Source organism: Bacillus sp. SIMBA_026 (assembly GCF_046535335.1).
GTDB lineage: Bacteria > Bacillota > Bacilli > Bacillales > Bacillaceae > Bacillus > Bacillus velezensis.
Genome location: NZ_JAWRWX010000003.1, coordinates 254,793 through 280,441 on the forward strand (window position 1 = coordinate 254,793; position 25,649 = coordinate 280,441).

General features: G+C 45.8%; 23 protein-coding genes, 3 pseudogenes and 1 riboswitch. Of the genes and pseudogenes, 17 read left to right on the top strand and 9 right to left on the bottom strand.

Going from position 1 to position 25,649, the window contains the following annotated elements; all coding sequences use genetic code 11:
• Positions 1-6 precede the first annotated feature (6 nt).
• Positions 7-429 carry a pyridoxamine 5'-phosphate oxidase family protein gene (locus SB847_RS17400; protein ID WP_003156270.1) on the top strand — a complete coding sequence of 141 codons (423 nt, stop codon included), beginning with the start codon at positions 7-9 and terminating at the stop codon, positions 427-429.
• Between the two features lie 497 nt (positions 430-926).
• Positions 927-1,736, top strand: a complete 810-nt coding sequence (gene amj, locus SB847_RS17405; RefSeq protein WP_410578192.1) for a lipid II flippase Amj — start codon at positions 927-929, stop codon at positions 1,734-1,736.
• Between the two features lie 37 nt (positions 1,737-1,773).
• Here amj and SB847_RS17410 read toward each other — a convergent pair whose 3' ends face one another.
• Entirely contained in the window at positions 1,774-2,064 is a 291-nt protein-coding gene (locus tag SB847_RS17410; protein WP_003156265.1) for a DUF3817 domain-containing protein, read from the bottom strand.
• A 175-nt stretch (positions 2,065-2,239) separates the two neighbouring features.
• Here SB847_RS17410 and lrpC point away from each other — a divergent pair, with 175 nt between their 5' ends.
• From lrpC to SB847_RS17465, 11 genes and pseudogenes are all read left to right on the top strand, one after another.
• Positions 2,240-2,674, top strand: coding sequence for a transcriptional regulator LrpC (gene lrpC, locus SB847_RS17415; protein ID WP_285980209.1), 435 nt, complete (start codon positions 2,240-2,242; stop codon positions 2,672-2,674).
• Positions 2,675-2,737: 63 nt separating this feature from the next.
• Positions 2,738-4,924: a DNA topoisomerase III gene (locus SB847_RS17420; protein ID WP_410564670.1), complete on the top strand. Its 2,187-nt coding sequence runs from the start codon at positions 2,738-2,740 to the stop codon at positions 4,922-4,924.
• 233 nt (positions 4,925-5,157) lie between these two features.
• Entirely contained in the window at positions 5,158-6,243 is a 1,086-nt protein-coding gene (locus SB847_RS17425; protein WP_410564672.1) for a lipoprotein YdaJ, read from the top strand.
• Entirely contained in the window at positions 6,224-7,072 is an 849-nt protein-coding gene (locus tag SB847_RS17430; protein ID WP_014416937.1) for a diguanylate cyclase domain-containing protein, read from the top strand. The genes SB847_RS17425 and SB847_RS17430 overlap by 20 nt, the downstream gene beginning before the upstream one ends.
• Complete coding sequence (locus tag SB847_RS17435; protein ID WP_410564674.1) at positions 7,062-8,789, top strand: DUF2334 domain-containing protein; 1,728 nt, start codon at positions 7,062-7,064, stop codon at positions 8,787-8,789. Before SB847_RS17430 ends, SB847_RS17435 begins: the two co-directional genes overlap by 11 nt.
• A complete protein-coding gene (locus tag SB847_RS17440) occupies positions 8,782-10,044 on the top strand; it encodes a glycosyltransferase family 2 protein (RefSeq protein ID WP_410578194.1) in 1,263 nt (420 codons plus the stop codon). The genes SB847_RS17435 and SB847_RS17440 overlap by 8 nt, the downstream gene beginning before the upstream one ends.
• Before the next feature lie 5 nt (positions 10,045-10,049).
• The gene (locus SB847_RS17445) at positions 10,050-12,155 is read left to right on the top strand and encodes a cellulose biosynthesis cyclic di-GMP-binding regulatory protein BcsB (protein WP_410578196.1); all 2,106 of its coding nucleotides are present in this window, start codon (positions 10,050-10,052) and stop codon (positions 12,153-12,155) included.
• Between the two features lie 134 nt (positions 12,156-12,289).
• A riboswitch (cyclic di-AMP (ydaO/yuaA leader) is annotated at positions 12,290-12,436 on the top strand.
• Positions 12,437-12,592: 156 nt separating this feature from the next.
• Positions 12,593-14,413: an APC family permease gene (locus SB847_RS17450; protein ID WP_410564680.1), complete on the top strand. Its 1,821-nt coding sequence runs from the start codon at positions 12,593-12,595 to the stop codon at positions 14,411-14,413.
• A gap of 80 nt (positions 14,414-14,493) precedes the next feature.
• Positions 14,494-14,751 (top strand): annotated as a pseudogene (locus SB847_RS17455) (DNA mismatch repair protein MutT); the annotation flags it as partial.
• A gap of 57 nt (positions 14,752-14,808) precedes the next feature.
• Positions 14,809-16,530: a pyruvate oxidase gene (locus SB847_RS17460; RefSeq protein ID WP_014304370.1), complete on the top strand. Its 1,722-nt coding sequence runs from the start codon at positions 14,809-14,811 to the stop codon at positions 16,528-16,530.
• Between the two features lie 413 nt (positions 16,531-16,943).
• Positions 16,944-17,204 (top strand): annotated as a pseudogene (locus SB847_RS17465) (peptidoglycan-binding domain-containing protein); the annotation flags it as partial.
• A gap of 35 nt (positions 17,205-17,239) precedes the next feature.
• On the opposite strand, the gene SB847_RS17470 reads toward SB847_RS17465, so the two are convergent.
• Both SB847_RS17470 and SB847_RS17475 read right to left on the bottom strand, forming a co-directional pair.
• Positions 17,240-17,797, bottom strand: a complete 558-nt coding sequence (locus SB847_RS17470; protein WP_032872951.1) for a hypothetical protein — start codon at positions 17,795-17,797, stop codon at positions 17,240-17,242.
• A 63-nt stretch (positions 17,798-17,860) separates the two neighbouring features.
• The gene (locus SB847_RS17475; RefSeq protein WP_049589365.1) at positions 17,861-18,310 is read right to left on the bottom strand and encodes a hypothetical protein; all 450 of its coding nucleotides are present in this window, start codon (positions 18,308-18,310) and stop codon (positions 17,861-17,863) included.
• A gap of 663 nt (positions 18,311-18,973) precedes the next feature.
• On the opposite strand from SB847_RS17475, the gene SB847_RS17480 reads away from it, so the two are divergent.
• Positions 18,974-20,104, top strand: a complete 1,131-nt coding sequence (locus SB847_RS17480; protein WP_032872953.1) for a Rap family tetratricopeptide repeat protein — start codon at positions 18,974-18,976, stop codon at positions 20,102-20,104.
• A complete protein-coding gene (locus SB847_RS17485; protein WP_255322095.1) occupies positions 20,104-20,238 on the top strand; it encodes a hypothetical protein in 135 nt (44 codons plus the stop codon). Before SB847_RS17480 ends, SB847_RS17485 begins: the two co-directional genes overlap by 1 nt.
• Positions 20,239-20,625: 387 nt before the next feature.
• Here the strand turns inward: SB847_RS17485 and SB847_RS17490 are convergent, their stop codons facing one another.
• From SB847_RS17490 to SB847_RS17500, 3 genes are all read right to left on the bottom strand, one after another.
• A complete protein-coding gene (locus SB847_RS17490; protein ID WP_007609513.1) occupies positions 20,626-20,856 on the bottom strand; it encodes a hypothetical protein in 231 nt (76 codons plus the stop codon).
• A 381-nt stretch (positions 20,857-21,237) separates the two neighbouring features.
• On the bottom strand, positions 21,238-21,795 hold the full coding sequence (locus tag SB847_RS17495; protein WP_410564685.1) for a hypothetical protein: 558 nt from the start codon (positions 21,793-21,795) through the stop codon (positions 21,238-21,240).
• 95 nt (positions 21,796-21,890) lie between these two features.
• Positions 21,891-22,142: a hypothetical protein gene (locus SB847_RS17500; RefSeq protein ID WP_410564687.1), complete on the bottom strand. Its 252-nt coding sequence runs from the start codon at positions 22,140-22,142 to the stop codon at positions 21,891-21,893.
• A gap of 288 nt (positions 22,143-22,430) precedes the next feature.
• Here SB847_RS17500 and SB847_RS17505 point away from each other — a divergent pair, with 288 nt between their 5' ends.
• The gene (locus tag SB847_RS17505) at positions 22,431-22,598 is read left to right on the top strand and encodes a hypothetical protein (RefSeq protein ID WP_410564689.1); all 168 of its coding nucleotides are present in this window, start codon (positions 22,431-22,433) and stop codon (positions 22,596-22,598) included.
• Between the two features lie 93 nt (positions 22,599-22,691).
• Here the strand turns inward: SB847_RS17505 and SB847_RS17510 are convergent, their stop codons facing one another.
• Complete coding sequence (locus tag SB847_RS17510) at positions 22,692-22,958, bottom strand: hypothetical protein (protein WP_007609521.1); 267 nt, start codon at positions 22,956-22,958, stop codon at positions 22,692-22,694.
• A gap of 105 nt (positions 22,959-23,063) precedes the next feature.
• Positions 23,064-24,341: an Nramp family divalent metal transporter gene (locus tag SB847_RS17515; RefSeq protein ID WP_088005335.1), complete on the bottom strand. Its 1,278-nt coding sequence runs from the start codon at positions 24,339-24,341 to the stop codon at positions 23,064-23,066.
• Positions 24,342-24,995: 654 nt separating this feature from the next.
• Here SB847_RS17515 and SB847_RS17520 point away from each other — a divergent pair.
• Positions 24,996-25,349, top strand: a complete 354-nt coding sequence (locus tag SB847_RS17520; RefSeq protein ID WP_007410203.1) for a hypothetical protein — start codon at positions 24,996-24,998, stop codon at positions 25,347-25,349.
• Positions 25,350-25,406: 57 nt separating this feature from the next.
• Here the strand turns inward: SB847_RS17520 and SB847_RS17525 are convergent.
• Positions 25,407-25,622, bottom strand: a pseudogene (locus SB847_RS17525) (DUF2188 domain-containing protein); the annotation flags it as partial.
• Between the last annotated feature and the right edge of the window lie 27 nt (positions 25,623-25,649).

Here is a 25,649-nt window from a genome sequence, read left to right on the forward strand (position 1 = left end):
TTCTTCATGAATCAAAATGAAATCAAAGAAAAAGTGCTTGAAGTACTGGATCATCATAAAGTCGGTTCGCTTGCAACGGTAGAGCAAGGCAAACCGCATTCACGCTACATGACATTTTTCCATGACGGCTTAACGATTTACACGCCGACGAGCAAAGACACTCATAAAGCGGAAGAAATTGAAAACAATCCGAATGTTCATATTCTGTTAGGGTATGACTGTGAAGGATTCGGTGACGCTTATGTGGAAGTGGCCGGAACCGCCAAACTGAACAACTCAGCCGATTTAAAAGAAAAGCTGTGGGATCCGAAACTGGAACGCTGGTTTGACGGAAAAGACGATCCGAACCTTGTGATTCTGGAAATTGAACCGAAGCAGATCAAGCTCATGAACGCGGGTGAAAAAACGCCGGCCGAGCTGGAACTTTAATAAATCATTTGATTATTCAGGGGCAATCTGTTATACTTAATTGCTAAGTGACAACATGCAAATAAAAAAGAAAGTAAACTTCTTTTTTCTGTTTTGATATAGAAGCTTCAGGCTTCAACGGACAGCTTGAAAAAAAGCTGAGCTTATTCTTTTCCTTCTGACATTCGCCCCTAACGAAGAGATGGAAAAAAGACTTTTTGTTTTACAATTCACACCGGCGCGGCTTCGGAGCCGCAGTGACGATTGAGAGGTAGGGCTTTCGTTGTCTTGTGTTCAAGAACTTCCATGGTGTTTACTTTCGAAGAATGATTCTGTCGGAACTGTTTATACGAATCACCCGCGGGCTAAGGCGGGCAACATATATTATTTATTTGCGTAAGAAAAGAATAAGACAAAAACCGCGCCGGACATCCGGGCGGTTTTTTTATGTACACGGCTGAAACCTCGCCGCAGTCTGCAGAGTCTAATCAGTAGAAAAAATTTGGAGGAATCATACATTGCACGTTATTACTTCACAAGTACTGTTTATCTTCTGTTTTCTGCTGCTGATACATTCGATTGAAACGCTTGCCTATGCAACACGGCTTTCCGGCGCGAGAGTCGGATTTATCGCGTCCGCGCTGTCATTATTTAATGTCATGGTCATCGTGTCGCGCATGTCAAACATGGTTCAGCAGCCGTTTACCGGACATCTGATTGATGCCGCCGGATCAAACGCCCTGTCTCTTGTGGGCGCCCAGTTTCGATTTTTAATATTCGGCTCCACGGTCGGAACGATACTCGGTATCTGTCTTTTGCCGACATTTGTCGCGTTATTCACCCGGGCGATTATACACTTGGCGGACGGAGGAGGCTCCGTCATACAGGTATTTAAAAAAGGATTTTCATTGAACGGGCTGAAGCATGCGCGTTCTTATATCAGACGGCCGTCAGTCTCCTATTTAAAAGGGCTTCAATTCCGAATGATCCCGAAACGCTTGTTTGTCATTAATATGGTCATTACGTCTATTTACACGATCGGTGTTCTGTCCGCTCTGTACGCCGGCCTTCTGGCGCCTGAGCACAGCACGACCGCCGTGATGGCATCAGGCTTAATCAACGGAGTTGCGACTATGCTGTTGGCTGTATTTGTTGACCCGAAAGTCTCCGTACTGGCAGACGATGTGGCGAAGGGTAAGCGCAGCTACGTCTCCTTAAAATGGACATCATTGACGATGGTGACATCAAGGGTGGCGGGGACGCTTCTCGCCCAGCTCGTATTCATCCCCGGCGCTTATTATATCGCCTGGGTGACGAAATGGATGTAACGCATGAAAAAAGCTCCTCTTCTGCAGAGGAGCTTTTTTATTGATAATTTCTCAGGCCGCGATCATAAATAAAATTACCGAACGGAATAAAGGCCGCGATAAAACCGGCAGCTGACCATTTCACATGCCATTTGACAGTAAACGCCGCATACGCCAGCACCGCCAGATAAATGATAAACAAACCGCCGTGAATGGAACCGGCAATGGTGACGGCGAGCGGATGATGAGCCCAATACTTCAGCGGCATCGCGATAAACAGCAGCACCAAAAGCGACATTCCTTCAATAAACCCCATCGTGCGAAGTCTGCCGATCGGCGTGTGTAACATACAGCTCCCTCCTGTCGGACATCTTTTTTCCTCTATACTATAAGCAAAGGGCAGTCCTAATATGACCATTTCGCGTCAGTTCCTAAAAAACCTTTATTAATTCAGCCTGTTGTCCTTGTCATTTTTCGGATTTCTCTTGATAATATAGCCAAAAGGGTAAGGAAGGACTACAGTCATGAAACTAGATAATGTTGATCTGAGCATCATTAAAGAGCTGCAGCGGGACAGCCGCCTGTCTATGCGGGAGCTTGGCAGAAAAATCAAATTGTCAGCCCCGTCCGTCACAGAGCGTGTCAGACAGCTTGAATCTTTCGGCGTTATTAAGCGCTATACATTGGAGATTGATCAAAAAAAGATCGGGCTTCCCGTCTCCTGCATTGTCGAAGCGACGGTGAAAAACGGAAAATACGATCAATTCAAAACCTACATTCAATCCATTCCCAACATTGAATTTTGTTTTCGGGTCGCCGGGGCGGCGTGTTATATGCTGAAGATGAACGCGGACAGCCTGGAAACGATCGAACACTTCATCAACCGCACCTCTCCGTATGCCCAAACCGTGACCCACGTCATTTTCTCAGAAATTGACACAAAAAACGTCCTCGATTAGAGAGAGCGTGAGGAAGTCTGTTATAATAACAGGATGATTGTGAAAGAAAGAGAAGTGAAAAGCATGTCAAAAACAGTTGTATTAGCTGAAAAACCTTCAGTCGGCCGGGACTTGGCCCGCGTGCTGAAGTGTCATAAAAAAGGAAACGGATATCTTGAAGGCGACCGCTACATCGTCACATGGGCGCTCGGGCATCTGGTAACGCTCGCTGACCCTGAAGGATACGGCAAAGAATTTCAATCATGGCGGCTTGAGGATCTGCCGATTATTCCGGAGCCTTTGAAGCTCGTCGTCATTAAAAAAACAGGAAAACAGTTCAATGCGGTCAAAGCTCAGCTTGTCCGAAAAGACGTCAGCCAGATCGTAATCGCTACAGACGCAGGACGGGAAGGGGAGCTAGTGGCCCGCTGGATTATCGAAAAGGCAAACGTCCGCAAACCGATTAAGCGGCTGTGGATTTCCTCTGTGACGGATAAGGCGATTAAAGAAGGATTTCAAAAGCTCCGCAGCGGCAAAGAGTACGAAAACCTGTATCATTCCGCGGTTGCCAGAGCGGAAGCGGATTGGATCGTCGGCATCAACGCGACCCGCGCGCTGACGACAAAATTTAACGCGCAGCTGTCATGCGGACGCGTCCAGACTCCGACACTGGCGATGATCGCCAAGCGTGAAGCGGACATTCAGGCGTTCAAACCCGTTCCTTATTACGGTCTCCGCGCGGCGGCTGAACAGATGACGCTGACATGGCAGGATAAAAAAACAAAGCAGACTAGAACATTCGATCAGACGGTGACCGGCCGTTTGGCAAAAGACCTGCAAGGAAAGCCGGCAGTCATTTCAGAATTGAAAAAAACGGCGAAGAAAAGCTTCGCACCCGGTCTTTACGACTTGACGGAATTGCAGCGGGACGCTCATAAGCGCTTCGGTTTCTCCGCAAAAGAAACGCTGTCCGTGCTTCAAAAGCTGTATGAACAGCATAAGCTTGTCACTTACCCGCGGACGGATTCCAGATTCCTTTCCGCAGACATCGTGCCGACTTTAAAAGACCGTTTAAACGGCATGGAAGTTAAGCCGTACGCGCAATACGTCAATCAAATACTGAAGCGGGGCGTCAAAGCGCATAAAGGATTCGTCAATGATGCGAAAGTATCGGATCACCATGCCATTATTCCGACAGAGGAGCCGCTGATCCTTTCAAGCCTCAGCGACAAAGAACGAAAGCTTTACGATCTGATCGCCAAACGTTTTCTCGCCGTGTTAATGCCGGCGTTCGAATACGAAGAAACAAAGGTCACAGCCGATATCGGCGGCGAAACATTTACCGCAAAAGGGAAAACGGTTCAATCGCCTGGCTGGAAAGCCGTGTATGATATGTACGAGGATGACGACGATCATGAGGAAGACAAAGACCAGACGCTCCCGGATCTTCAGCAGGGTCAGCGCCTCACTGTCTCATCATTGAAAGAAACGAGCGGACAGACGAAACCGCCGGCGCGCTTTAATGAAGGCACGCTGTTATCCGCAATGGAGAACCCAAGCGCCTTTATGCAGGGAGAAGAGAAGAACCTTGTGAAAACATTGGGTGAAACCGGCGGACTCGGAACAGTCGCCACCCGCGCTGATATCATTGAAAAACTGTTCAATAGTTTCTTAATCGAGAAAAAAGAAAAAGATATTTTCATCACGTCAAAAGGGAAGCAGCTCTTACAGCTCGTCCCGGAAGATTTAAAATCACCGGCCTTAACCGCTGAGTGGGAGCAAAAGCTCTCCGCCATCGCAGCGGGTAAACTGAAATCCGACGTGTTCATTAAAGACATGAAAACATATGCGGGCAAAACGGTGAAGGAAATCAAAAACAGCAGCCAGACTTTCAGACATGACAACATTTCAGGCACCGCCTGCCCTGATTGCGGTAAAATGATGCTTAAAGTCAACGGCAAACGCGGCACGATGCTCGTGTGTCAGGATCGGGAATGCGGCAGCCGGAAAACGCTGGCAAGAAAAACAAACGCCCGCTGCCCGAACTGTCATAAGAAAATGGAGCTTCGCGGCCAGGGTGAAGGCCAAACCTTCGCATGTGTATGCGGCCACCGGGAGAAACTGTCCGTCTTTGAAAAGCGCAAGGCGAAAGATAAATCCGGACGCGCATCCAAGCGGGACATCAACTCTTATATGAAAAGTCAAAACAAAGAGGAGCCGATGAACAACGCGCTGGCAGAACAGCTGAAAAAACTCGGCCTGGATAAATAGATCAGTGAAAGGCAGCATTTGTAAAGAAATGCTGCCTTTTGTTGTGTTTTTAACTGTAATGGGAATACGATCCAGACGAAGAGGGAAAAGGTGAGCAGGCGGCGCTCCCATTTAAAATTTTCCAATGTGAAAAAATGCTAGTATTCTTTTATCGTTTCCTATATAGTAAAAATACTTTGTGAAAAAATAAGATATGGGTCTAAAAAAGGATTTATAAAATAGGAGGATGGACTGTGAAGCAATTCGTTTTTCGTCTGATGATCCTTTTGATTTCGATCGTGCTGACGGCGGGGTGCGCGGAGGCCGGCACTGAAAAACAGGCGGCGGCCGAACCGTCCGGACCGCTTCAGCCCGCAGAGCATTTTATTTATCATAAATTGATGAACGGGCGGGGGATGATCCGGACGAACATATCCGGTGAGCCGGAATATTTATCTGAGTCTCTCGGACTATGGATGGCATTTTTGCTGAACAGGAAAGATGAACGGCAGTTTCAAGCGCAATATCAGCTTCTCACCGATTCGTTTCTGACGAAAAACGGGCTCGTGTCGTGGAAGATTGACGGGAATAAAGCGAGCGGCGCCAATGCCTTAATTGATGATTTCAGAATCATGAACTGTCTGAATGAGGCCGGAATCCTGTGGGGAAACAGTGAATACGGGAAAACAGCGGTGCAGATCGGGAAGGCGCTGGAAAAATACAATACGAATGACGGGTATTTTACGGATTATTATGATGCCGCTTCAAATGCCGCATCAAAGACCGTGACGCTGTCCTATGTCGACCCCGGCGCCTTACAGATGCTCAGAGAAAAGGGGATTATCGATGAGAAAACGGAAAACCGGAACCTTGATGTTCTCAATCTTGCGCCCCTGAAAAATGGTTTTCTGCCGAAATCGTTCAATACTGAAACAAAGGAATACAAATATGACAGCGAAGTGAATGTCATCGACCAGCTGTACGCCGCCGTGAATCTGAAGCGGGGCGATGACAAAGCCGCCGTGCTGTCAAAATGGATGATAGAGGAATTTAAGTCGCGCGGACAGCTGTACGGACGGTACAGCGCAGACACGAAGGAGCCGGCGGTTCAGTACGAATCACCGTCCGTTTACGCCCTGGCCGTTCTTTTTTTAGCAGAACAAAAAGCTGATCCGGCTGTCATCAAGCCGCTTTATGAAAGAATGACTTCATTTGAAACGCTGGACACGCTGAAACCTGATTACGGCGGTTATATGAGCGGGGGCGATACACATTCTTTCGATAACCTGCTGCCGCTTCTGGCTGAAAGGAAATTGTTTAATGAAAATATCATTCAATGAATCACAAAAACTGTGCAGCTACACAGCAGTTATGCTGGTGCTGCTGTCTTTTTTTATTTACTATGCGTCTCAGCAATCCGCAGGGCTTCTGATAACCTGCATCACATTGCTTGTCACGGGAGCCGGCATATGGTTCGGGGCAATCTACGCGCTCGTCATCACCTTACTCGTCTTATTTGTTCTCGGCAGCCTGCTCCTGTGGTTTCAGACCGGGGGCTTTATGGCGTCTGCCGGTGCCGAAAGTCTGCAGGTGCTGGTCATTTGGGGGATTGCGCTGCTGCTCTTTTCTTACATAGCGGGAAGGATTCACGAGTTGGCGAAGGGGCTTGAGCGCTCAGTGAAACAGCTGCGTGAAGAGATTACGAGCTTTGTCGCCGTCGACAGGGTGACCGGCTTTGACAACCATCTGCGGATGAAGCTGGAGCTTTCTGAGGAAATCAAGCGGGCGGAACGCTACGGCAATTCCTTCGTCTTTTTGCTGCTGCACATGCATTATTTCAAGGAATTCAAATCCCTCTACGGAGAAAAAGAGACCGACCGTCTGCTGGCATTTATCAGCCGCCAAATCCGGTCAAGCGTTCGGGAAACAGACAAAAAATTCAGGCCGTCCGCCGAACGGTTCGGCATCGTGCTGACCCATACGCCTGAAGAAAACATGCCGGCCGTTCTGGCGAAGCTGAAAAAGGAATTGGATACGTACCGGCTGCAAAACGGTAAATACGTCTCCATCACCTTCCGTGTATGTTACTTGGCGTACCGAAAGGATTTACAAACGGCCGAGCAATTTTTAAATGAACTGGAAAACGAGATGATGATGAATGAACTCTAAATGGATACGTCTCTTACTCTCGGCGCTCTTCATGATTTCGGCGGTTTATGTTCCCCTTACGGCGGAAGCAAAAGACAAAAAGGACGGCATTCTCATTATTTATACAAGCACGGACTGCAAAGAAACCGCTGAGGTCAAAATGCTTGATCTGACCGCGGGCCATTTCTCATCAGCCGTCACCGTGAAAAGCGACGGAGACATCACAGCCGCGGACCTCAAAAAGAATCGGCGCGTCATCTATTACGGCGTCACGAAAAAAAAGCTCAGCACATCATTTGTGTCACTGATCAGCAGCATGCCGCAGCAGCTTATCAGCATCGGCTATAACGCCGGACAGTTCCGCCAATTTGCGGGGTTGTCCCTGACAGAAAAAGAAACGGTATACCGCATTTACGGCAAAAAAGAAAAAACAGACATGCCGCTTGAAAAAGGGATGTCCGTGCTCGGCGTATCGGGAGTAAAAGGGAAGTCCCTTTATACATACCGGTCCGGTGACGGCAGCACCCGCCCTTTTATGTGGAAAACGGCGCGCTCTGACTATTATTTCGGTGTGACGAGCCTGTTAAATGATTCGTTTCTGACGGCGAAAGCGCTGCGCAGCGCTTTCGGAGAATCAGAGGACGGCATCCTCCTTTATTTGCGGCTTGAGGACATCAGTCCGATGTCAGATGAAACATTGCTTTACGAAGCGGGCTCTTACCTGCATAAAAGACACATTCCGTTTATTCTGGCGGTCATTCCGGTCTATCTCAATCCGGAAAACGGAGAAAAAGTATACCTGGCGGATAAACCGAAAATGGTCAGCGTCCTGAAAAAACTTCAGCAAATGGGCGGCAGCATCATTATTCACGGCTACACGCACGCATACCGATACAGCGAAACGGGAGAAGGCTTTGAATTTTGGGATGCCAAAGCGGATCAGCCGATTACGTCAGAAAATGCGGATGATACTCCGGTCAAGCTTGAAAAGGAACAGGATTTTCCGAATGAAAAAGCGTACCGGGCGTATGTGAAGCCTTTCCGTGAAAAAGAAAACATCTACACGAGAACGAAGCTGGAGCAGGCGATTGACGATCTGACAGAGCTCGGCCTTTACCCGCTGTCATTCGAAGCGCCGCACTATACGATGTCTGAAGAAGGCTACAAAATCGCATCTTCTTATTTCTCCAGCATTTTCGGACAAGTGCAGCTCAGCGGCACGACGTGGAAAACCTCGGGCGCCCCTCCGTTCGTCTCAAAGCCGGCTATGCTGGACGGGATGACGCTGTACCCTGAAACAATCGGTTATGCCGATAACTCAAAGGAAAATCCGCTCGGAGATATGGAGAATCATATTTCGCAGATGATTGATTTCGGCGGCGGAACGGCGGGCGGTTTCTACCATCCGTATCTCGGCATGAAATACCTCCCCGAGCTCGTCAATCAGATGGAGCGGATTCCCGGCGGCGAGTGGCTCGATCTGAAGAAAACGAAGCAAACGGTAACGTCGGACAGCGTCAGGATCAAAACGGACGGAGACGGAACCATTCATGTGGAAAACAAGATTCATCCGATAACGGCCTTTTTCAATCACCATCAGCAGACGCCTCTGGAAAAAGCGCTTTGGATTCTCTCCGGCGTGGTGTTATTGTTTATCATCATGTTCGCCTGCTACGTTCTATATTTGCGCGCCACATTAAAAAAACGAATCTTTAAGGAGAGAAGAACCCTTGAGTAACATTCTGTTTTTTATCTCATTAAGTTTAATATGGGTGATGCTTCTCTATCACATGTTTCTGATGCAGGGCGGATTCAGGCATTATATGACCTTCGAACGGAACATTCCGAAATGGCGCGCAAAGATGGGGGAGCTCCCGAGGGTCAGCGTGCTCATCCCCGCGCATAACGAGGAGGTCGTCATCAGGCAGACGCTGAAGGCGATGGTGAACCTGTATTATCCGAAAGACAGGCTTGAGATCATCGTCGTTAACGATAATTCCTCCGACCGGACGGGAGACATCGTCAATGAATTTTCCCGTCAGTATGACTTTATTAAAATGGTCATCACAAAGCCCCCGAACGCCGGAAAAGGAAAATCTTCGGCGCTGAACTCAGGGTTCGCGGAATCGAACGGAGACGTGATCTGCGTGTATGATGCAGACAATACGCCGGAAAAAATGGCGGTGTACTACCTGGTTCTCGGTCTGATGAATGATGAGAAAGCGGGAGCGGTTGTCGGGAAATTCCGTGTCATCAATGCGGCCAAAACGATCCTGACGAAGTTTATCAATATTGAAACCATCTGTTTTCAGTGGATGGCGCAGGGCGGCAGATGGAAATGGTTCAAAATCGCCACCATCCCGGGAACGAACTTCGCGATCAGGCGGAGCATTATCGAACAGCTCGGCGGCTGGGATGATAAGGCGCTGGCGGAGGATACAGAGCTGACCATCCGCGTGTATAATCTCGGCTATCATATCCGCTTTTTCCCGGCGGCTGTGACATGGGAGCAGGAGCCTGAGACATGGAAGGTCTGGTGGCGTCAGCGGACAAGATGGGCGCGCGGCAACCAATACGTCGTCCTCAAGTTTTTATCCCAATTTTTTAAGCTGAAACGCAAGCGGATCATCTTCGATCTGTTTTATTTCTTTTTTACGTATTTTTTGTTTTTCTTCGGTGTGATCATGTCAAACACGATTTTTATCATCAATCTTTTTTACGATCTGCATCTGGCAGTCGGGTTTTTGGCGATGATTTTGTGGATACTGGCCTTTTTCCTGTTTATGACTGAGGTCATGATTACTTTAAGCATTGAAAAAACAGAAATGAACAAACAAAACTTCTTTATCGTATTTCTGATGTACTTTACTTACTCCCAGGCTTGGATCGTGCTCGTCATCTGGTCATTATTCACAGAGATTAAGCACCGCTTGTTCAAGCAGGAAGTCAAGTGGTACAAAACGGAGCGATACAATCAAAATAAAAGCGGGTGACCTTTTTGAAAAAAGCGATCATATTGATAACTGGCCTTTTGCTATTGATGTATAACGGGCAGGCGGCCGCGGCCCGGGAACTGAAAACGGACGGTTCCGCCCTCGGAACAAGCGCCGGCGCAAAAGAGCAGCAGGCGCTGACCGGCGATCTGATGACACTGTACGGGGCGAAAGACAGCGCAGAGCTGACCTATCAGATTCCTGCGGGAGCTTCGAATACCGATCAGTCGCTTCTGATTGATTACGAGGCGTCAAACTTATTAATTGCCCCGTCTTCTTTAACCATCGCCATTGATGATGAACCCGTCAAATCCATAAAGCTTGACGGCAGTTCCAAGCGGAAAACGGTGAAGCTCAATCTCAGCAAAAGCCAATCCGCCCAAGGCTATCACAATGTATCATTACGATTTTACGGCGTGTTAAAAGAGGGCGTCTGCGTCAGGCAGGATACGTCAGGCAACTGGATAAAAATTTATCCGGACAGCCGCCTTGTGCTTTCAGAAGCAAGCAAGTCAAAGGGAGCGGATCTCGGCCATTTCCCGTATCCGTTTGCCCAATCAGGCAATACGGGTGAAGAAACCGATATTATCCTTCCTGACAAACCGACCTCGGCGGAAGCTGAAGCCGCAGTCAAAACAGAAGCATATCTGAAAACGGCAGACAGCAGGCTGAAGGTATCCTATGTAAAAGAATCCGACGCCGGCAAAATCAGCAATCCGTCAATTGTCATCGGCGCTGATCAGCATTGGAATGGGAAAATAAAAGAGCTTTTCGAACGAGGGAACATCAAAGCGGAAGACAACAAACTTCTTCTCGCTGAACGGGTTCTGACATCAGGGGACAAACGGCAGCCCGTCCTGTTTGTCACGGCGCAATCAGACAAAACGCTGGCGGATAAAATCCGCGTCATCACAGACAGCGCTTATTCAGGCCAGCTGGGCGGAGATACTTTGACAATCGGCCGCCTTCAGCCCGCTGCGGAAAAGACAGGCAATAAACTGACACTAGAGGACTTCGGCGCGGGAAATGTAACGGTCGGATCAAACAAAACGGCGTCAGAGCACTTCTTTTACCCTGCGGCGGCCGCTGTTGATAAAGACGGTAAGGTCAAGCTTTCACTTACATTAAAGACGTCGGAATCAGTCCGGAAGACGGCGGATTCAGATGATAACGCTGAGAGAGCGGAACTGAATGTCATGGTCAACGGACAGCCGAATGCGGTGCGTCTTGATGATCTCGGCAATAAAGATAAAGACGGCTTTTACCACGTCTCAATCCCGATTGATCCGAAGCTTTTGCGAAGCAGCAGGTACATTGATCTGCAATTTGTCACATCAGGTTTGAAACATAACAATCCGTGTATCGACCGTGACGAAAACAAATGGGTCTATATTGATAAAAGCAGCACGCTGACGTATCCGGTAAGCGATGCGGCGCAGAAAGCGGATTTCGGGCAATGGCCGCTCCCGTTTGCGGGCGGCGGGAAAGAGAAAACAGTGATCGTCATCCCGGATGACGTAAACATGCAGACACTGAAAGAACTTTCTCTGGTGGCGGATTCATTCGGAAACGGCTTTACCGTAAAGACGGCATCAGACATGAAGGAAGCGGATGCCAAAGGCCGGAATGTTGTGTTTATCGGTGGCCTGCCGCAAATTCCGCTTTTGAAATCAAACGCCTCTAAGCTTCTCGTGCCGTCAGACCGCAGCGGAGCTTACGATGTTTCTTCGTTTCAGATGCTGAATGAGACAACGAAACAAGTCGCGTTTACCCAGAAATCACCTTGGGACTCAGACAGCAGTATTGCTGTTTTTGCTCCGTTATCAGGAAGCGGCGCGTCTGTCACAAAAGAGCTGATCAGCTTTTTAGACAGCACAAGCGATGCGGCAACCGTCATTAACGAAACAGCCGGCCAGCAGCTGTTTTCGAACCATCAGCAAATCAAGTCCGATGACAGCAGTCCGGCGGCTGATACGAAGAGCCGTTCCGCAGCACTGAACGTCACGTATATCGCTGTTTTCGCGGCGCTTATGATCATTGCGGCCGGTCTGATCTGGCTGACGGCAAGAAGGAAAAAAAGAAAAACGGATAATGAAAAAAGCGAAGAGTAATGAAGGAAAAAGAGGCCGTTAACAGGCCTCTTTTTTTGTATTTTTATTTCCATTTTTGGCGGTGATTTTTTTATTTTTGAAACAGCATAAAAGCCCCTTTACAACTGAACGGGACGGGAGTATGATCTCTTTTATAATCTATATCGCTTAATCTGTAATCAGAGCGGGGGAACCAATTTGCGGCGCGTCATGCCGCTTGGGGTGAATCCTTTTTCAGGTAGGGCCAACTCTCATAAGCCCGAATCCGACAGCTAACCTCGTAAGCGTTCATGAGAGGAGATGAATGAAACCTGTGCACGATTATGGCGCAGGGGCATCCGTTTGCCTCTGTGTCTTTTTGCTGTGCTGAAATAAGGCATGCAATCAGCATTCGGAGACATCATAGCAGTAAGAGTTTGTAAATCAAACGGAAAATGAAAAAAAGGGGAAGACAACAAATGTACCATTCAATCAAAAGATTTTTGATTGGGAAACCGCTGAAATCACAGGCGGCCGGAGAGCAGAAACTCACGAAACTCAAGGCGCTCGCCATGCTTTCTTCAGACGCGCTGTCATCAGTTGCTTACGGAACGGAACAGATTCTGATCATTTTGGCTGCGGTAAGCGCGGCCGCGTTTTGGTATTCCATTCCGATCGCAGCCGGCGTTCTCATTTTGCTGCTTGCTTTGATTCTGTCCTACAGACAGATTATTTACGCTTATCCGCAAGGCGGAGGCGCTTATATGGTTTCAAAAGAAAACCTTGGTGAGAAGCCGGGCCTGATTGCGGGCGGCTCATTGCTTGTTGATTATATTCTGACGGTGGCGGTAAGCATTTCTGCCGGAACTGACGCCATTACATCGGCATTTCCGGCTTTGCACCCGCATCATTTGCTCATTGCTGTTTTGCTTGTGATTCTGATTATGATTTTAAATTTGAGAGGACTGTCAGAGTCGGCGTCCATTTTGGCGTATCCCGTCTATCTGTTTGTGGCGGCGCTTGTCCTTTTGATCGTCGTCGGACTGTTTAAGCTTATGACGGGCCAGGTTCATCCGGCCGAACACACGCCGATCGGCACACCCGTGGCGGGCATCACGCTGTTTTTGCTGCTGAAGGCCTTTTCATCCGGCTGTTCGGCACTGACCGGTGTTGAAGCCATTTCAAACGCGATCCCTGCCTTTAAAAATCCTCCGGCGAAAAACGCGGCCCGCACTCTGGCCATGATGGGGATTCTGCTGGCGATCTTATTTACGGGGATTACGGTGCTGGCGTACGGCTACGGCACGGGACCGAAGCCTAACGAGACCGTTATTTCACAAATCGCCGCGGAAACTTTCGGCCGCCATACGGTGTATTATTTCATTCAAGGCGTTACATCCTTGATTCTCGTGCTTGCGGCGAATACGGGCTTTTCCGCTTTTCCGCAGCTGGCGTTTAATTTAGCGAGCGATCAGTATATGCCGAGAATGTTTACGGTACGGGGCGACCGATTAGGATTTTCAAACGGAATCATCTTTCTCGGTATCGCGTCCATCTTGCTCATTCTTTTATTCGGCGGCCGCACGGAACATTTAATTCCGCTTTATGCTGTCGGCGTGTTCATTCCGTTTACGCTGTCGCAAACGGGAATGTGCATCAAGTGGATCAGGCAGAAGCCGAAGGGCTGGGCGGTAAAAATGCTGATCAACTCATGCGGCGCCGCCATTTCATTTATGGTGCTGTGTATTTTATTCGCGACAAAGTTCAATCTTGTCTGGCCGGTGCTGTTATTCATGCCTGCTGTCGTCATGCTGTTTTTCGTCATTAAAAATCACTACACCGCGGTCGGCGAACAGCTGCGGGTCGTTGATCAGCAGCCTGAGGAAATCAAGGGAACCGTCGTCATCGTGCCTGTCGCCGGTGTCACCACCGTCGTCCAAAAATCGATTCAGTATGCGAAATCATTATCGGATCAGGTCATTGCGGTTCATGTTTCCTTTGACAGAGAACACGAAAAAAAGGTGGAAAAGCGCTGGGAAGAGCTTCATAACGGCGTCCGCCTCGTCACCCTGCATTCCTCATACCGCAGTCTGGTTCACCCGTTTGATAAATTTCTGGAAACGGTCGAACAGAAAGCGAAAAAAGAACAGTTCTCCGTGATGGTGCTGTTTCCGCAATTCATTACGAAAAAACGCTGGCAGACCATCCTTCACAACCAATCAGCCTTCTTGCTCCGCGTCCGGCTGTTTTGGAAGAAGGACATCATCGTCGCCACACTGCCGTATCATTTTAAAAAGTAATGGTAAAGACCGCAGGCCTTAGTGCCGCGGTCTTTTTTGTAAAGGAGGGCGACATGGCACAAGGCGCTTTTGTCATCATTGAGTATGAAAGGCCGGCATTTGAAGATACACAGCACGTTTTCATCGGAGCCATTAATGGAGGAGCACCGCTGATGAACGGGCCGGAAACCGCCGCTTTACGCTGGTTTTGTCCTAATCGGCTGCCGCTGTTCATGGTGCCGAACAGAAAACGGCAAATAAAAGACGGACTCAATGGGGCGGCAAATCATAAGGCAGTCCTTAAAGACCGGAATCTGTTATCCATCCTTGATCGGCTGAGAAAAAAGCTGAGAGTATAGCCCGTGTTTCAACCCGTATGAAAAAGGGGATGAATACAGGTAAAAGGAGGATGCAGTATGCCAAGTAAAACAGCAGGACACGTAATGACGGAGCTGCTTGAACAATGGGGAGTCGGTCATATATACGGCATTCCCGGAGACAGCATTAATGAATTTATCGAAGAACTGAGACATGAACGAAATAACCTGACATTCATCCAAACCCGGCACGAAGAAGTCGCAGCCCTGGCTGCCGCGGCTGAGGCAAAACTGACCGGGCAGATCGGTGTCTGCCTTTCAATCGCAGGACCGGGGGCCGTTCATCTGCTGAACGGTTTATACGACGCCAAAGCGGACGGCGTTCCGGTGCTGGCGATTGCGGGACAGGTGGCTTCCGATGAAATCGGCCGTGACAGCTTTCAGGAAATCAAATTAGAGCAAATGTTTGAGGACGTGGCGGTGTTCAACCAGCAAGTACATACGGCAGAAGCGCTGCCCGATCTTCTGAATCAGGCGATCCGCACGGCTTACAGCAAAAAAGGCGTTGCCGTTTTAACCGTTTCTGATGATTTATTCGCGCAAAAAATCAAACGGGAGCCGGTTTATACATCGCCGATATACCTCAAAGCCGATATAGAGCCGAAAAAAGAACATCTCGTGACATGCGCGCAATATATTAACAACGCAAAAAAACCGGTCATTCTCGCCGGCCAAGGGTTAAAATCGGCAAAAGAGGAGCTGCTCGCATTCGCCGATAAAGCGGCCGCTCCGATTGTGATTACTCTTCCGGCAAAAGGCGTCGTGCCTGACAGCCATCCCCACTTTCTCGGGAATCTCGGGCAAATCGGCACAAAGCCCGCCTACGAAGCCATGGAGGAATGCGATCTGCTGATCATGCTCGGCACATCGTTCCCGTACAGGGATTATCTCCCGGATGATACGCCTGCCATTCAGCTTGATTCGGATCCGGCGAAAATCGGCAAGCGCTATCCCGTCAATGCGGGAATCGTCAGTGATGCGGCTCTGGGGCTGAAAGAGCTGACGGAATACATTGAATATAAAGAAGACAGAAGATTTTTGGACGCCTGCACCGAGCACATGAAGCATTGGTGGAAGGAAATCGAAAAGGATGAAACCGAAGCGACTCATCCGCTCAAGCCGCAGCAGGTGATTGCCCGGCTTCAGGATGCGGCCGCAGAGGACGCCGTCCTGTCAGTGGATGTCGGAACGGTTACGGTGTGGATGGCCCGCCATTTTAAAATGAAAAAGCAGGACTTTATCGTCTCAAGCTGGCTCGCCACGATGGGATGCGGGCTTCCGGGAGCGATTGCCGCAAGCCTTGCCGAACCTGAGCGGCAGTCTATCGCCATTTGCGGAGACGGCGGATTTTCGATGGTAATGCAGGATCTGCCGACGGCTGTTAAATACAAACTGCCGATTACGGTTGTCGTTTTAAACAACGAAAATTTAGGCATGATTGAATATGAACAGCGGGTCAAAGGCAACATTGACTACGTCACCCAGCTGCAAAATATGGATTACGCCGCTTTTGCAGAAAGCTGCGGAGCAAAAGGCATCAAAGTGACAAAACACGAGGAATTGGCTCCCGCCTTCCACGAAGCGCTCAACTCAAACGAGCCGGTCGTCATTGACGCCGTCATCGGCGACGAGCCGCCGCTTCCGGGGAAAATCACTTACGGCCAAGCGAAGGGCTTCAGCAAATACATGCTGAAAAACTTCTTTGAAAACCAAAAAATCGAAATGCCGTCACTCAAGAAAAGCTTAAAACGGCTGTTTTAAAAAAGCCGGCGCTTACAAAAAAATAAACAGGCAGCATGCCTGTTTATTTTTTTGTTTGTTGAGGCGACTTGGCTTGCATATAGCCGTCCTAAACGGAAACGGAGATTGTGAATAACCACAGCTGGCGAGCGATGGCTGATAAAAAACTTAAGAAGGACCAGGACAGTTCATAACAAACGTGGTTCGCACATCAGCATCGCCCAGCCCTTATCAGCAAAAACAGGAACTAAGACCAGCGGGGCGACGTACACCGTCAAGAAAGGCGATGCTCTTTCTGTCATTGCACAGAAAAACGGCGTGAGCATGGCCACCCTGCAAAGGTTGAACGGCATCAAGAATCCGAATTTTATCAAAGTCGGCCAAGTATTAAAGCTGACGGATTCGGCCAGCCCCCAACAAAAGGCAAAAAATCATCTTACACGCTGCCTTCAGGCGTTTTTAAAGTGACAAGCCCCTTAACTAAGGGAACGTCCGTGAAACAGATACAGACAGCTTTGGCGGCTCTTTATTACTATCCGGACAAAGGGGCGAAGAATAACGGAATAGATGGTGCATACGGGTCGAAAACAGCAAATGCAGTCAAACGGTTCCAGTCCATGTATGGATTGACTGCTGACGGCATTTACGGGCCGAAAACGAAAGCAAGGCTTGGAGAAATGTTAAAATGGAAATAAAAAAGCAGGCTCTAAATTGCCTGCTTTTCTTTTTATTAGCCTAATTTCTCTTTTGAGATCTTATCCAAATTAGTAAAAAGTATATCCAGGCCCGAAAATAAGAAAGTTATGAAGAATGAAAGAAGAATTTCTCCACCTTGAAATATAGATATGTTTTCAATGATATTATTGGAAACATATTTAATTGAGAAGTAAACAGCAGCCCATGCAAAAATGAATTCAAGTATATAGGCTAACCAAGTAGGTAATTTAAAAATATGAGTAATTCCTTTTACAATTGCCATAAGGATTAGCATATAAATTAAAGCTAAAATACTTACGACGACAGAAAATATGTATAAGTCTGAAAGTGAACCATAGATGATATACTCTCCGAAAAAATGATTTACAGTTATAGCTACAAAATAAATAACTAGGCTAGGTACAGTTATAGCGAAGAACAGGGAGAATCCAATAAGCCCTATGAATGCTGCATGAGCTAAGTGGTTGGGTGGTGTATCCACAATCTCCTTTTTTAATAGAATCATAAAAATAAGAGATGAAATAACAAGACAGCATAGTATGGTGAGCAATACGGTAATAAAGATAGCCATGTTAACCTCCAATGAAAAAGTGCTATTAGAGTGAGTCTAACAGCACTTTAAATTTTAAATATGTTAAATCAAAGCAACAATGAATTTAGCTAAAGTGGTAGCTACATCTGTAGGAGCTCCGATAGCTTTAAAAGCTTTTGTAAATTGTTTTACACCCCAATTTTCACCTTTATCCATAATGTCGGCAACCTTTTTAGAATTTTTTCTAATCCATGCCGCAGCTTTAGGGGAGAATGGCTTTAAGGCTTTTGATAAAAGCCATCCACCTGAACGGCAGGCAGCTCTGAAAGCCTTATAGGACCATGAAACTACACCTTGGGTTTGGTAGTCACCATTGAGAGCCGCTTTGGTTGGAATAGTGCCAGGCATTCCAGTTGGAATAGTTCCTGGTGCAGTTTTCGTTACCGGTACAGGAGTTGCGGTTCTGTTTTCAGCTGCTAAAGCACCTGAAGTACCCAAGAATGATGTAAGTAGAGTTGCGCTTAAAACTACAGGAATTACTTTCTTCTTCATATATATTTTCCTCCTAATAATTTATGAATAATAATAAAATGTTTCATCGCTAACGTTGTCCAATGAGCGAGGCTTTTAGCCTTGTCAGAAAGTCCAGACTTTTTAAGTGAAAGATAAATATCCTCTCCATGTCAGTACAACTCAAGGAAACATATTCGTTTAATAGCTTCTTTAAAACCAGTTCAAGCTAAAAGGGAAACGGCTTATCAATTATTATAAAAAATTGGTTTGGTAATTCCAGTGGCATTAGTAGTAATATCACGGTTTTCTTCAGCTAAGGATGTGGGGACAAAAGAAGTAGTTACAAGAGCTAAAGATGTGGCAAATAGAATACCATTAGCTACGGGTTTAATGAAAAACCCTCCCTTAGGAATGTAATCTGCCAGCGGAATGCAAGACTATGTATTTAGGATAGTCCTATATTCTCCGCTTTGAATATTTTTCCACCTCCTTCAGATACCATTCTATCAATAGGTATTTTTTGGGTAAATAGTATTTTTATACAGTATTTAATGTTGAGTTATAATTTACCTGAGGCTTGTTTAAAAACAAGTTAATCAAAGTGATTATGACGCAAAAGAGAATTGCGGTTTTTTTTCGTTTTCACTTTTTGTTCAAATAGTTATAATATTACAAAAATAGTGATTAGAGGGAGAGGTATATATGGATCAAGTTTTGCCGTCGTCCCAAGTTGGTGTCAAGATCAATGAATGGTACAAAATGATTCGCCAGTTCAGTGTGCCTGATGCTGAGATTTTAAAGGCTGAAGTAGAACAGGAAATAGAGGAGATGGAAGAGGATCAGGATTTGCTTGTCTTTTATTCATTGATGTGCTTTCGTCACCAATTGATGTTAGATTCCTTGGAGCCGGAAGACAGATATAGAGATCGCCCTACAGTCGACGAACTGCTTGAAAAAATAGAAAAACCACAAAAAAGACTTACAGGCCTCTTGAAATATTACTCATTGTTTTTTCGTGGAATGTATGAATTTGATCATAAAGAGTATGTTGAAGCGATAAGCTATTATCGCAAAGCAGAGAGAGAGTTGAATGCTGTATCAGATGAAATGGAGCAAGCTGAATTTCATTACAAAATAGCTGATGCCTATTATCAAATTGATCAGCACTTTGTTTCCCTCAATCATTTAAAAAAAGCCAAGCAATTGTTTGAAAAAAGTCAACTATACAAAGTGAAAGTGATTGGCTGTAATATGATGGTCGGTGCTAACATGTACGATATGTACAGGCTGACGGAGGCAGAATCATATTATCGGGAAGCATTAAGTATCGCCCGTGGCTTGGATGAGGAAAAAGTGAAAAGAATTATCGGAGTGATCTTTCATAACTTAGGCTTAGTTTATTTAAGAGGGAAAAATTTGATTGCTGCTGAAGAGAATTTCAAAAAGGCAATAGACGTGAAAGAACATATTGATACAGTGTATGGAGTGAGATCATTATATATGATGGCGAATGTCCTGTACCAATGTGATAAAGCCAAGGAAGCACGTTTCTTTTATGAAACGGCTCTAAATCGTGCTCGGACTTCTAATGAAGAAGAATATTTGGCTAAATTAAAAATCATTAATTCATTATACGAAGAATATAATGAAACAGCAGTGAAACAAAGCTTAGGCTACTTAGAAGGGAAACGCCTTTGGTCTGATTTCGCAGAGCTGACTGAAAAATTAGGTGACTTTCATTTTGAGAAGAGAAACTATGCAGAGGGAAGAAACTTTTTAAAGAAAACCATACACGCCCAAACACAAATACTTAAGGTTACGGAGGCTATATAATGAAAAAGGTTATAATCAGCTCCGCTTTAATCGCTATTCTTTTCACTGGATTATTAAGTGTAACAAATGTTTATACTGCTGAAATGAGTGATTCTGGAACTTTCCACATCGCTGAAAAAGCTATAAATATTTAAGTATTCTCCAATTTTTGACCTCCATCTTTTAAGACTGGGGGATTTCTTTTTCTTATCCAGTAATCAACATACGCAGCCTCATAAGGTTCTTAAGCGTTACTTGTATTGCGTTCACTTTTCCGTTTTGCTGTGAAGTGTTTTCTTGAACGATGCATGCATGAGAAAGACGCCGTCCATTTTTAAGCCTTTCTTCAATAATTCAAGGAAAAACAAAGGAGCTATCGAGAAGATTTCGACCTTGATAAACAGGCTGCATGCCTGTTTATTTTTTTTGTTTGTTGAGCGACTTGGCTTGCATATAGCCGTCCTAAACGAAAACGGAGATTGTGAAAAGCCACGACTGGCGGGCGATGGCTGATCAAAAAACTCGTGAAGGACCAGTGCAATTCATCTCAAGAACAGCCAGAGAGCGGTCACAACAGCGATCATAAAGTAATCTCCCTCATTCAGTGTAGTTCCATTTTTGACAAACACATGTGCCGTCCGGTTTGTCTTTGTCCCTTTCGGGGTTTTAAGCGCAATGTTCTTCCCTATATTGTAATAAACAATTTTAAACAAATAATATGCCAGCGAACAGAGTAAAAAGAGCAACATGAACTTGCCAATAAACAATATCATGTTTCATTACTCTCTATTGCAGTTTTTTCATTTGAATATATGACGGAAATGTCAGGAGGTTATATAAAAGGAGAAGTGTTTTACAGAGGCTAGTGTTATTCATTAATGATTGGCTCACCGTAACATCTCCAGGTCCGGAATCATTTCAAAACGAAAGAGAAGCCCGAGGATTATTAAGAAAACAGTCCCTAATTTGTCCGCTTTTTTTTGAAAATTTGATCCAAGATGAACATAAAGAGAGTGAATAAAAAGGACACCGTAATCATATCTATCAGAGATATATTAGAGGTTCTTTTTATTAACAGCAGCCATATCACCTGCAAAACTAAAGAAATAGAAAAATAGGATATATATGTCATGATCCTCATATTTGTTACCCCCTTAGCCTAATTTCTCTTTTGTGATCTTATCCAAATTAGTGAAAAGGATATCCAATCCCGAAAATAAGAAAGTGATGAACAAAGAAAGAAGAATTTCTCCACTTTGAAATATAGATATGTTCTCAATGATATGATTGGAAACGTATTGAATCGAGAAGTAAACAGCAGCCCATGCAAAAATGAATTCAAGGATATAGGCTGACCAAGCAGGCAATGTCAAAACATGAGTCATTCCTTTTACAATTGCCGTAAGGATTAGCATATAAACTAAAGCTAAAATACTGACGACGACAGAAAATATGTATAAGTCTGAAAGTGAACCATAGATGATATATTCTCCGAAAAAATGATTTACAGTTATAGCTGTAAAATAAATAACTAGGCTGGGTACAGTTATAGCGAAGAACAGGGAGAATCCAATAAGCCCTATGAATGCTGCATGAGCTAAGCGGTTTGGCGGTGTATCCACGATCTCTTTTTTTAATAGAATCATAAAAATAAGAGATGAAATCACAAGGCAGCATAAGAAAGTGAGCAGAACAGTAAAAAAGACAGTCATGTGACATCTCCAATGAAAAAGTGCTATTAGAGTGAATCTAACAGCACTTTGCATTACTTCATACGTATTTTCCTGACGATCATTTATGAATGATTTTAAAATGCTTTCATTGCTAAAGTTGTCAATTGAGCGAGGTTTTTAGCCTGGCTGTCAGAAAGTCCGGACTTTTTAAGTGAAAGATAAAGATTCTTTTCCACGTCAGCCCAGCTTAAGGCGACATACTCGTTCAGCATTTTCTTTAAAACCGGTTCTATGTGTTCATTGAAAACGGATTCGAGTTCATTTCTTATTTTCTTTCCTGCTAATTTTTCAACAAGATTGAATAATTTTGTTTTATTTTTCAGCACTTCTCTGATTACATCTTTGACTGGTTTTGACACAGATGCATCGCTTTGTGCTTTAAGTCCGTAGGAAAATTGCGTATCAGTCTGATAAAAAAATGATTTGGCCGTTTCAGTGGCATTGGCAGTATTATTATGATTTTCTTTAGCTAAGGATGCGGGGACAAAAGCAGTAGTTACAAGGGCTAAAGATGCGGCAAACAGAATGCCTTTAGCTGCGTGTTTAATGGGAAATCCTCCTTTAGAAATGTAGTGTAGAGAGAAATGAAAGACTATGTATTAGGCGGGACCGATATGATCCGCTTTGAACATTTTCCCCTCTCAGATACCATTCTATCAATAGGTATTTTTGGGGTAAATAGGATTTTAATACAGTATTTTTCTTATAATTCAAAATCTTCTTTAGCAGGATTCATTTTGGCTGCAGTTTCGATGATGGGACATGGGCTGGAGCCTATATAACACATGTACAGGCTGATTGAGGCGGAATCACATTATCGGAGCGGTTTTATAATTTAGGGTTAATGAATAAAAATAAACAGGCGGCATGCCTGTTTATTTTCGTTTGCGTGAAAGAGCGAAGAAAAACGGGAAGGCGGAGCCGGCCAATAACGTACCGAATAAAAACATGCCCCCGATGAACACATGATAGTTCACCCCGCCGATCCAAAGCCCCGTGATTAAGGAAACGATGCTTAATGCGATCATGAAAAAGCCGGGAATCAGACGTTTCTTACCCGTTGTCCGATAAGCAATAAGAGAACAGAAGATGCCGATGACAATCGGCACAATCCACAGATAAAAAAGGATAAATACTGACATAAGCAAAACTCCGATTTTTCTTCTATCATACCAAAAACGCCCGGAAAAAGATACGAACGGCACCCGGCGTCAAAAGAAAAACCGGCCGCTATGGCCGGTTTTTTTCTAACGGAATGAATCGTAGATCACAAACAGATTAAGCGCGATCACCAAAACCGCAATCAGCCAGGCGAGAGCCGTCACCCATTTTCGGTTCGTCAGGGCGCCCATCAGGCGTTTATTGCTTGTAAACATAATCAGCGGCACGAGCGCAAAGGAGATGCCGAATGAAAGAACGACCTGGCTCCATACGAGCGCTTCTGTGGCGTTGACCCCCGAGATAATGATGATCATCGGCGGAATGATGGTAATGAAACGCCGCAAATAAAGCGGGATACGGTAACGGATGAAGCCCTGCATGATAATATCGCCTGACAATGTGCCGACAGAAGAGCTCGAAAGCCCTGCGGCCAGCAGCCCGATCCCGAAGAGAATGGCTGAAGCCGGTCCGATATAGTGGCCGAATTGTTGATAAGCTACGTCTAAATCTTCTACATACAGCCCGTTCTTGAAGAAAAGCGCGGCAGCGACGATGAGCATGCTTGCGTTAATCGCCCCGGCGATCACCATCGCGATGAGAATGTCAATCGTCTCGAATCTAAAAATCTTTTTCCGCTCACTATCCGTTTTTCCGACGACACGGCGCTGTGTCAGTGCGGAATGTAAGTAAATGGCATGCGGCATCACGGTTGCGCCGAGTATCCCGGTTGCCAGAAGCACACTGTCCATTCCGTCAATTTTCGGGATAAACAGCCCTTCGAGAACGGAAGCGGCGTCAGGTTTGGCAAAGAAGGTTTGCAGAGCGAAGGCGATCACCACGACAAACAGAAGTCCGGCGATGCCCGCTTCCAGCGCCCGGTAACCCCGGCGCTGCAGCTCTAAAATCGCGAATGATCCGATCGCCGCGATAATGGCCGCTTCAACCATCGGTATGCCGAACAGCAGGTTGAGTCCGAGCGCCGCCCCGATAAATTCTGCCAGATCAGTTGCCATAATCACCAGTTCACCCTGTATCCACAGCCCGGCTGATACCCATTTCGGATACCGGTCTCTGGCGATTTCCGGAAGGTTTTTACCCGTGGCAATGCCGAGCTTCGCGGAAAGAACTTGGATTAAAAAAGCCATCAAGTTTGAAAAGAGGATGACCCACAGCAGCATATACCCAAATTTCGAACCAGCTGAGATATTCGTAGCGAAGTTTCCCGGATCAATGTAGGCAATCGCCGCGATAAAGGCTGGGCCTAAGAAAGGCAGAAGCCGCTTGAATCCCTTGCTTTTGCCGTCAAGTGCATCCTGCACGGCTTTTGCTTGCAGTGATTGTGCTGAGATGTCTTTGCTCATTATGTCTCACCTAAATTCCGATAGATTTTTAGCTAAATAACAAAAAGTTTCCTAGATGCAAATTATTTTATCTACATCATAAATCCGCTATTATGAGATGTCAAGTTCTTTATGTTCAATAAACCGGCACATTGATGCCCTGTTTTATCTATGATATGTATCCCGCCGAAGAAAGGTCCGAAAATGAAAACGGCATCGTTCCGGGAAAGAAGCGATGCCGTTCGCAAAGCGTGTTTCCGCGTCCATCATGCGCGGATGCGTTGAGCGTTCTTTTAAAAAGATGAAAAGAGGACACTTGCTCATATCACTTCACAACTTTCTGTCCGCCCAACTGATCCTGAGAAAAAGACGCTGTATTTCCTCCGTTTTCCCGGGTAAATAGAATAATAATGTTTCTTTCCATTGGAAGATAAAACCTTTCTGTACCATTCAAATGACCTCCGGAAAAACTCCGGCCGCTCTGAATAAACGTTTGAATCAACGATATATCAGTGATTCCAGTCCAATAAACCGCTGTTATTTATCAAATAAAGAATCGGCATGGTCACTTGCGAGAAAAGAAGTTGGAGCATTAGACTTATTTCAGTCTCCCGGGCAAAAAAGTATAATAACGTCAGGAAAGCTTTCCAGCCATATGATAAAAGAGGGGGAATTTTCTTGGTACGTCGTTTGTCGATCATTTCTTTAGCCATGATTTTTGCTGTTTCTTTATTCGCTTTTGGCGGCTCTGCATCAGCAGCAGCTTTCAAACCTAAAGCTGAACCGGACGTTTCCATTTTAGCCAGCGGGGGCACAGTCGGTATTTACGGTGCTAATATGCGCTCATGCTCTAAGGTCAGCTGTTCAACGATCACAACATTCTCAAGCGGTAAAAAAATTACAGGTTCTTGGGTAACCGGAGAATATGTTCAAGGCCACTACACGAATTCCAATAAATGGCTGAAAGTCACGTATGCAGGAGCGACAGGCTACGTTTCAGTCACCACACTATCTTATTATTACGGTTTATAATCAGAAAAACCTCGTTCTCTTGAGAGCGGGGTTTTTCCTTTAACCGATTCAATTTCCGCGTTTCGTTTCATCATCGTGTTTCATCAGCTGATCAATTTCTTCTTTAGAAGCGTTTTTTTTCCACTCTTTCGCCTGACTTGTCGCAATGGGAATGGCCCGTCCTTCTTCATAACCCTCATCTGTCATCGCATTCGCGATTTCGATCGCTTTTTTCTTCACAGGTTCCTCGAGATTCTTCAATGATTGCGGATAATCCTTCATAGACCAAGGCATGTCTATCACTCCTTTATGAAAAGTGTT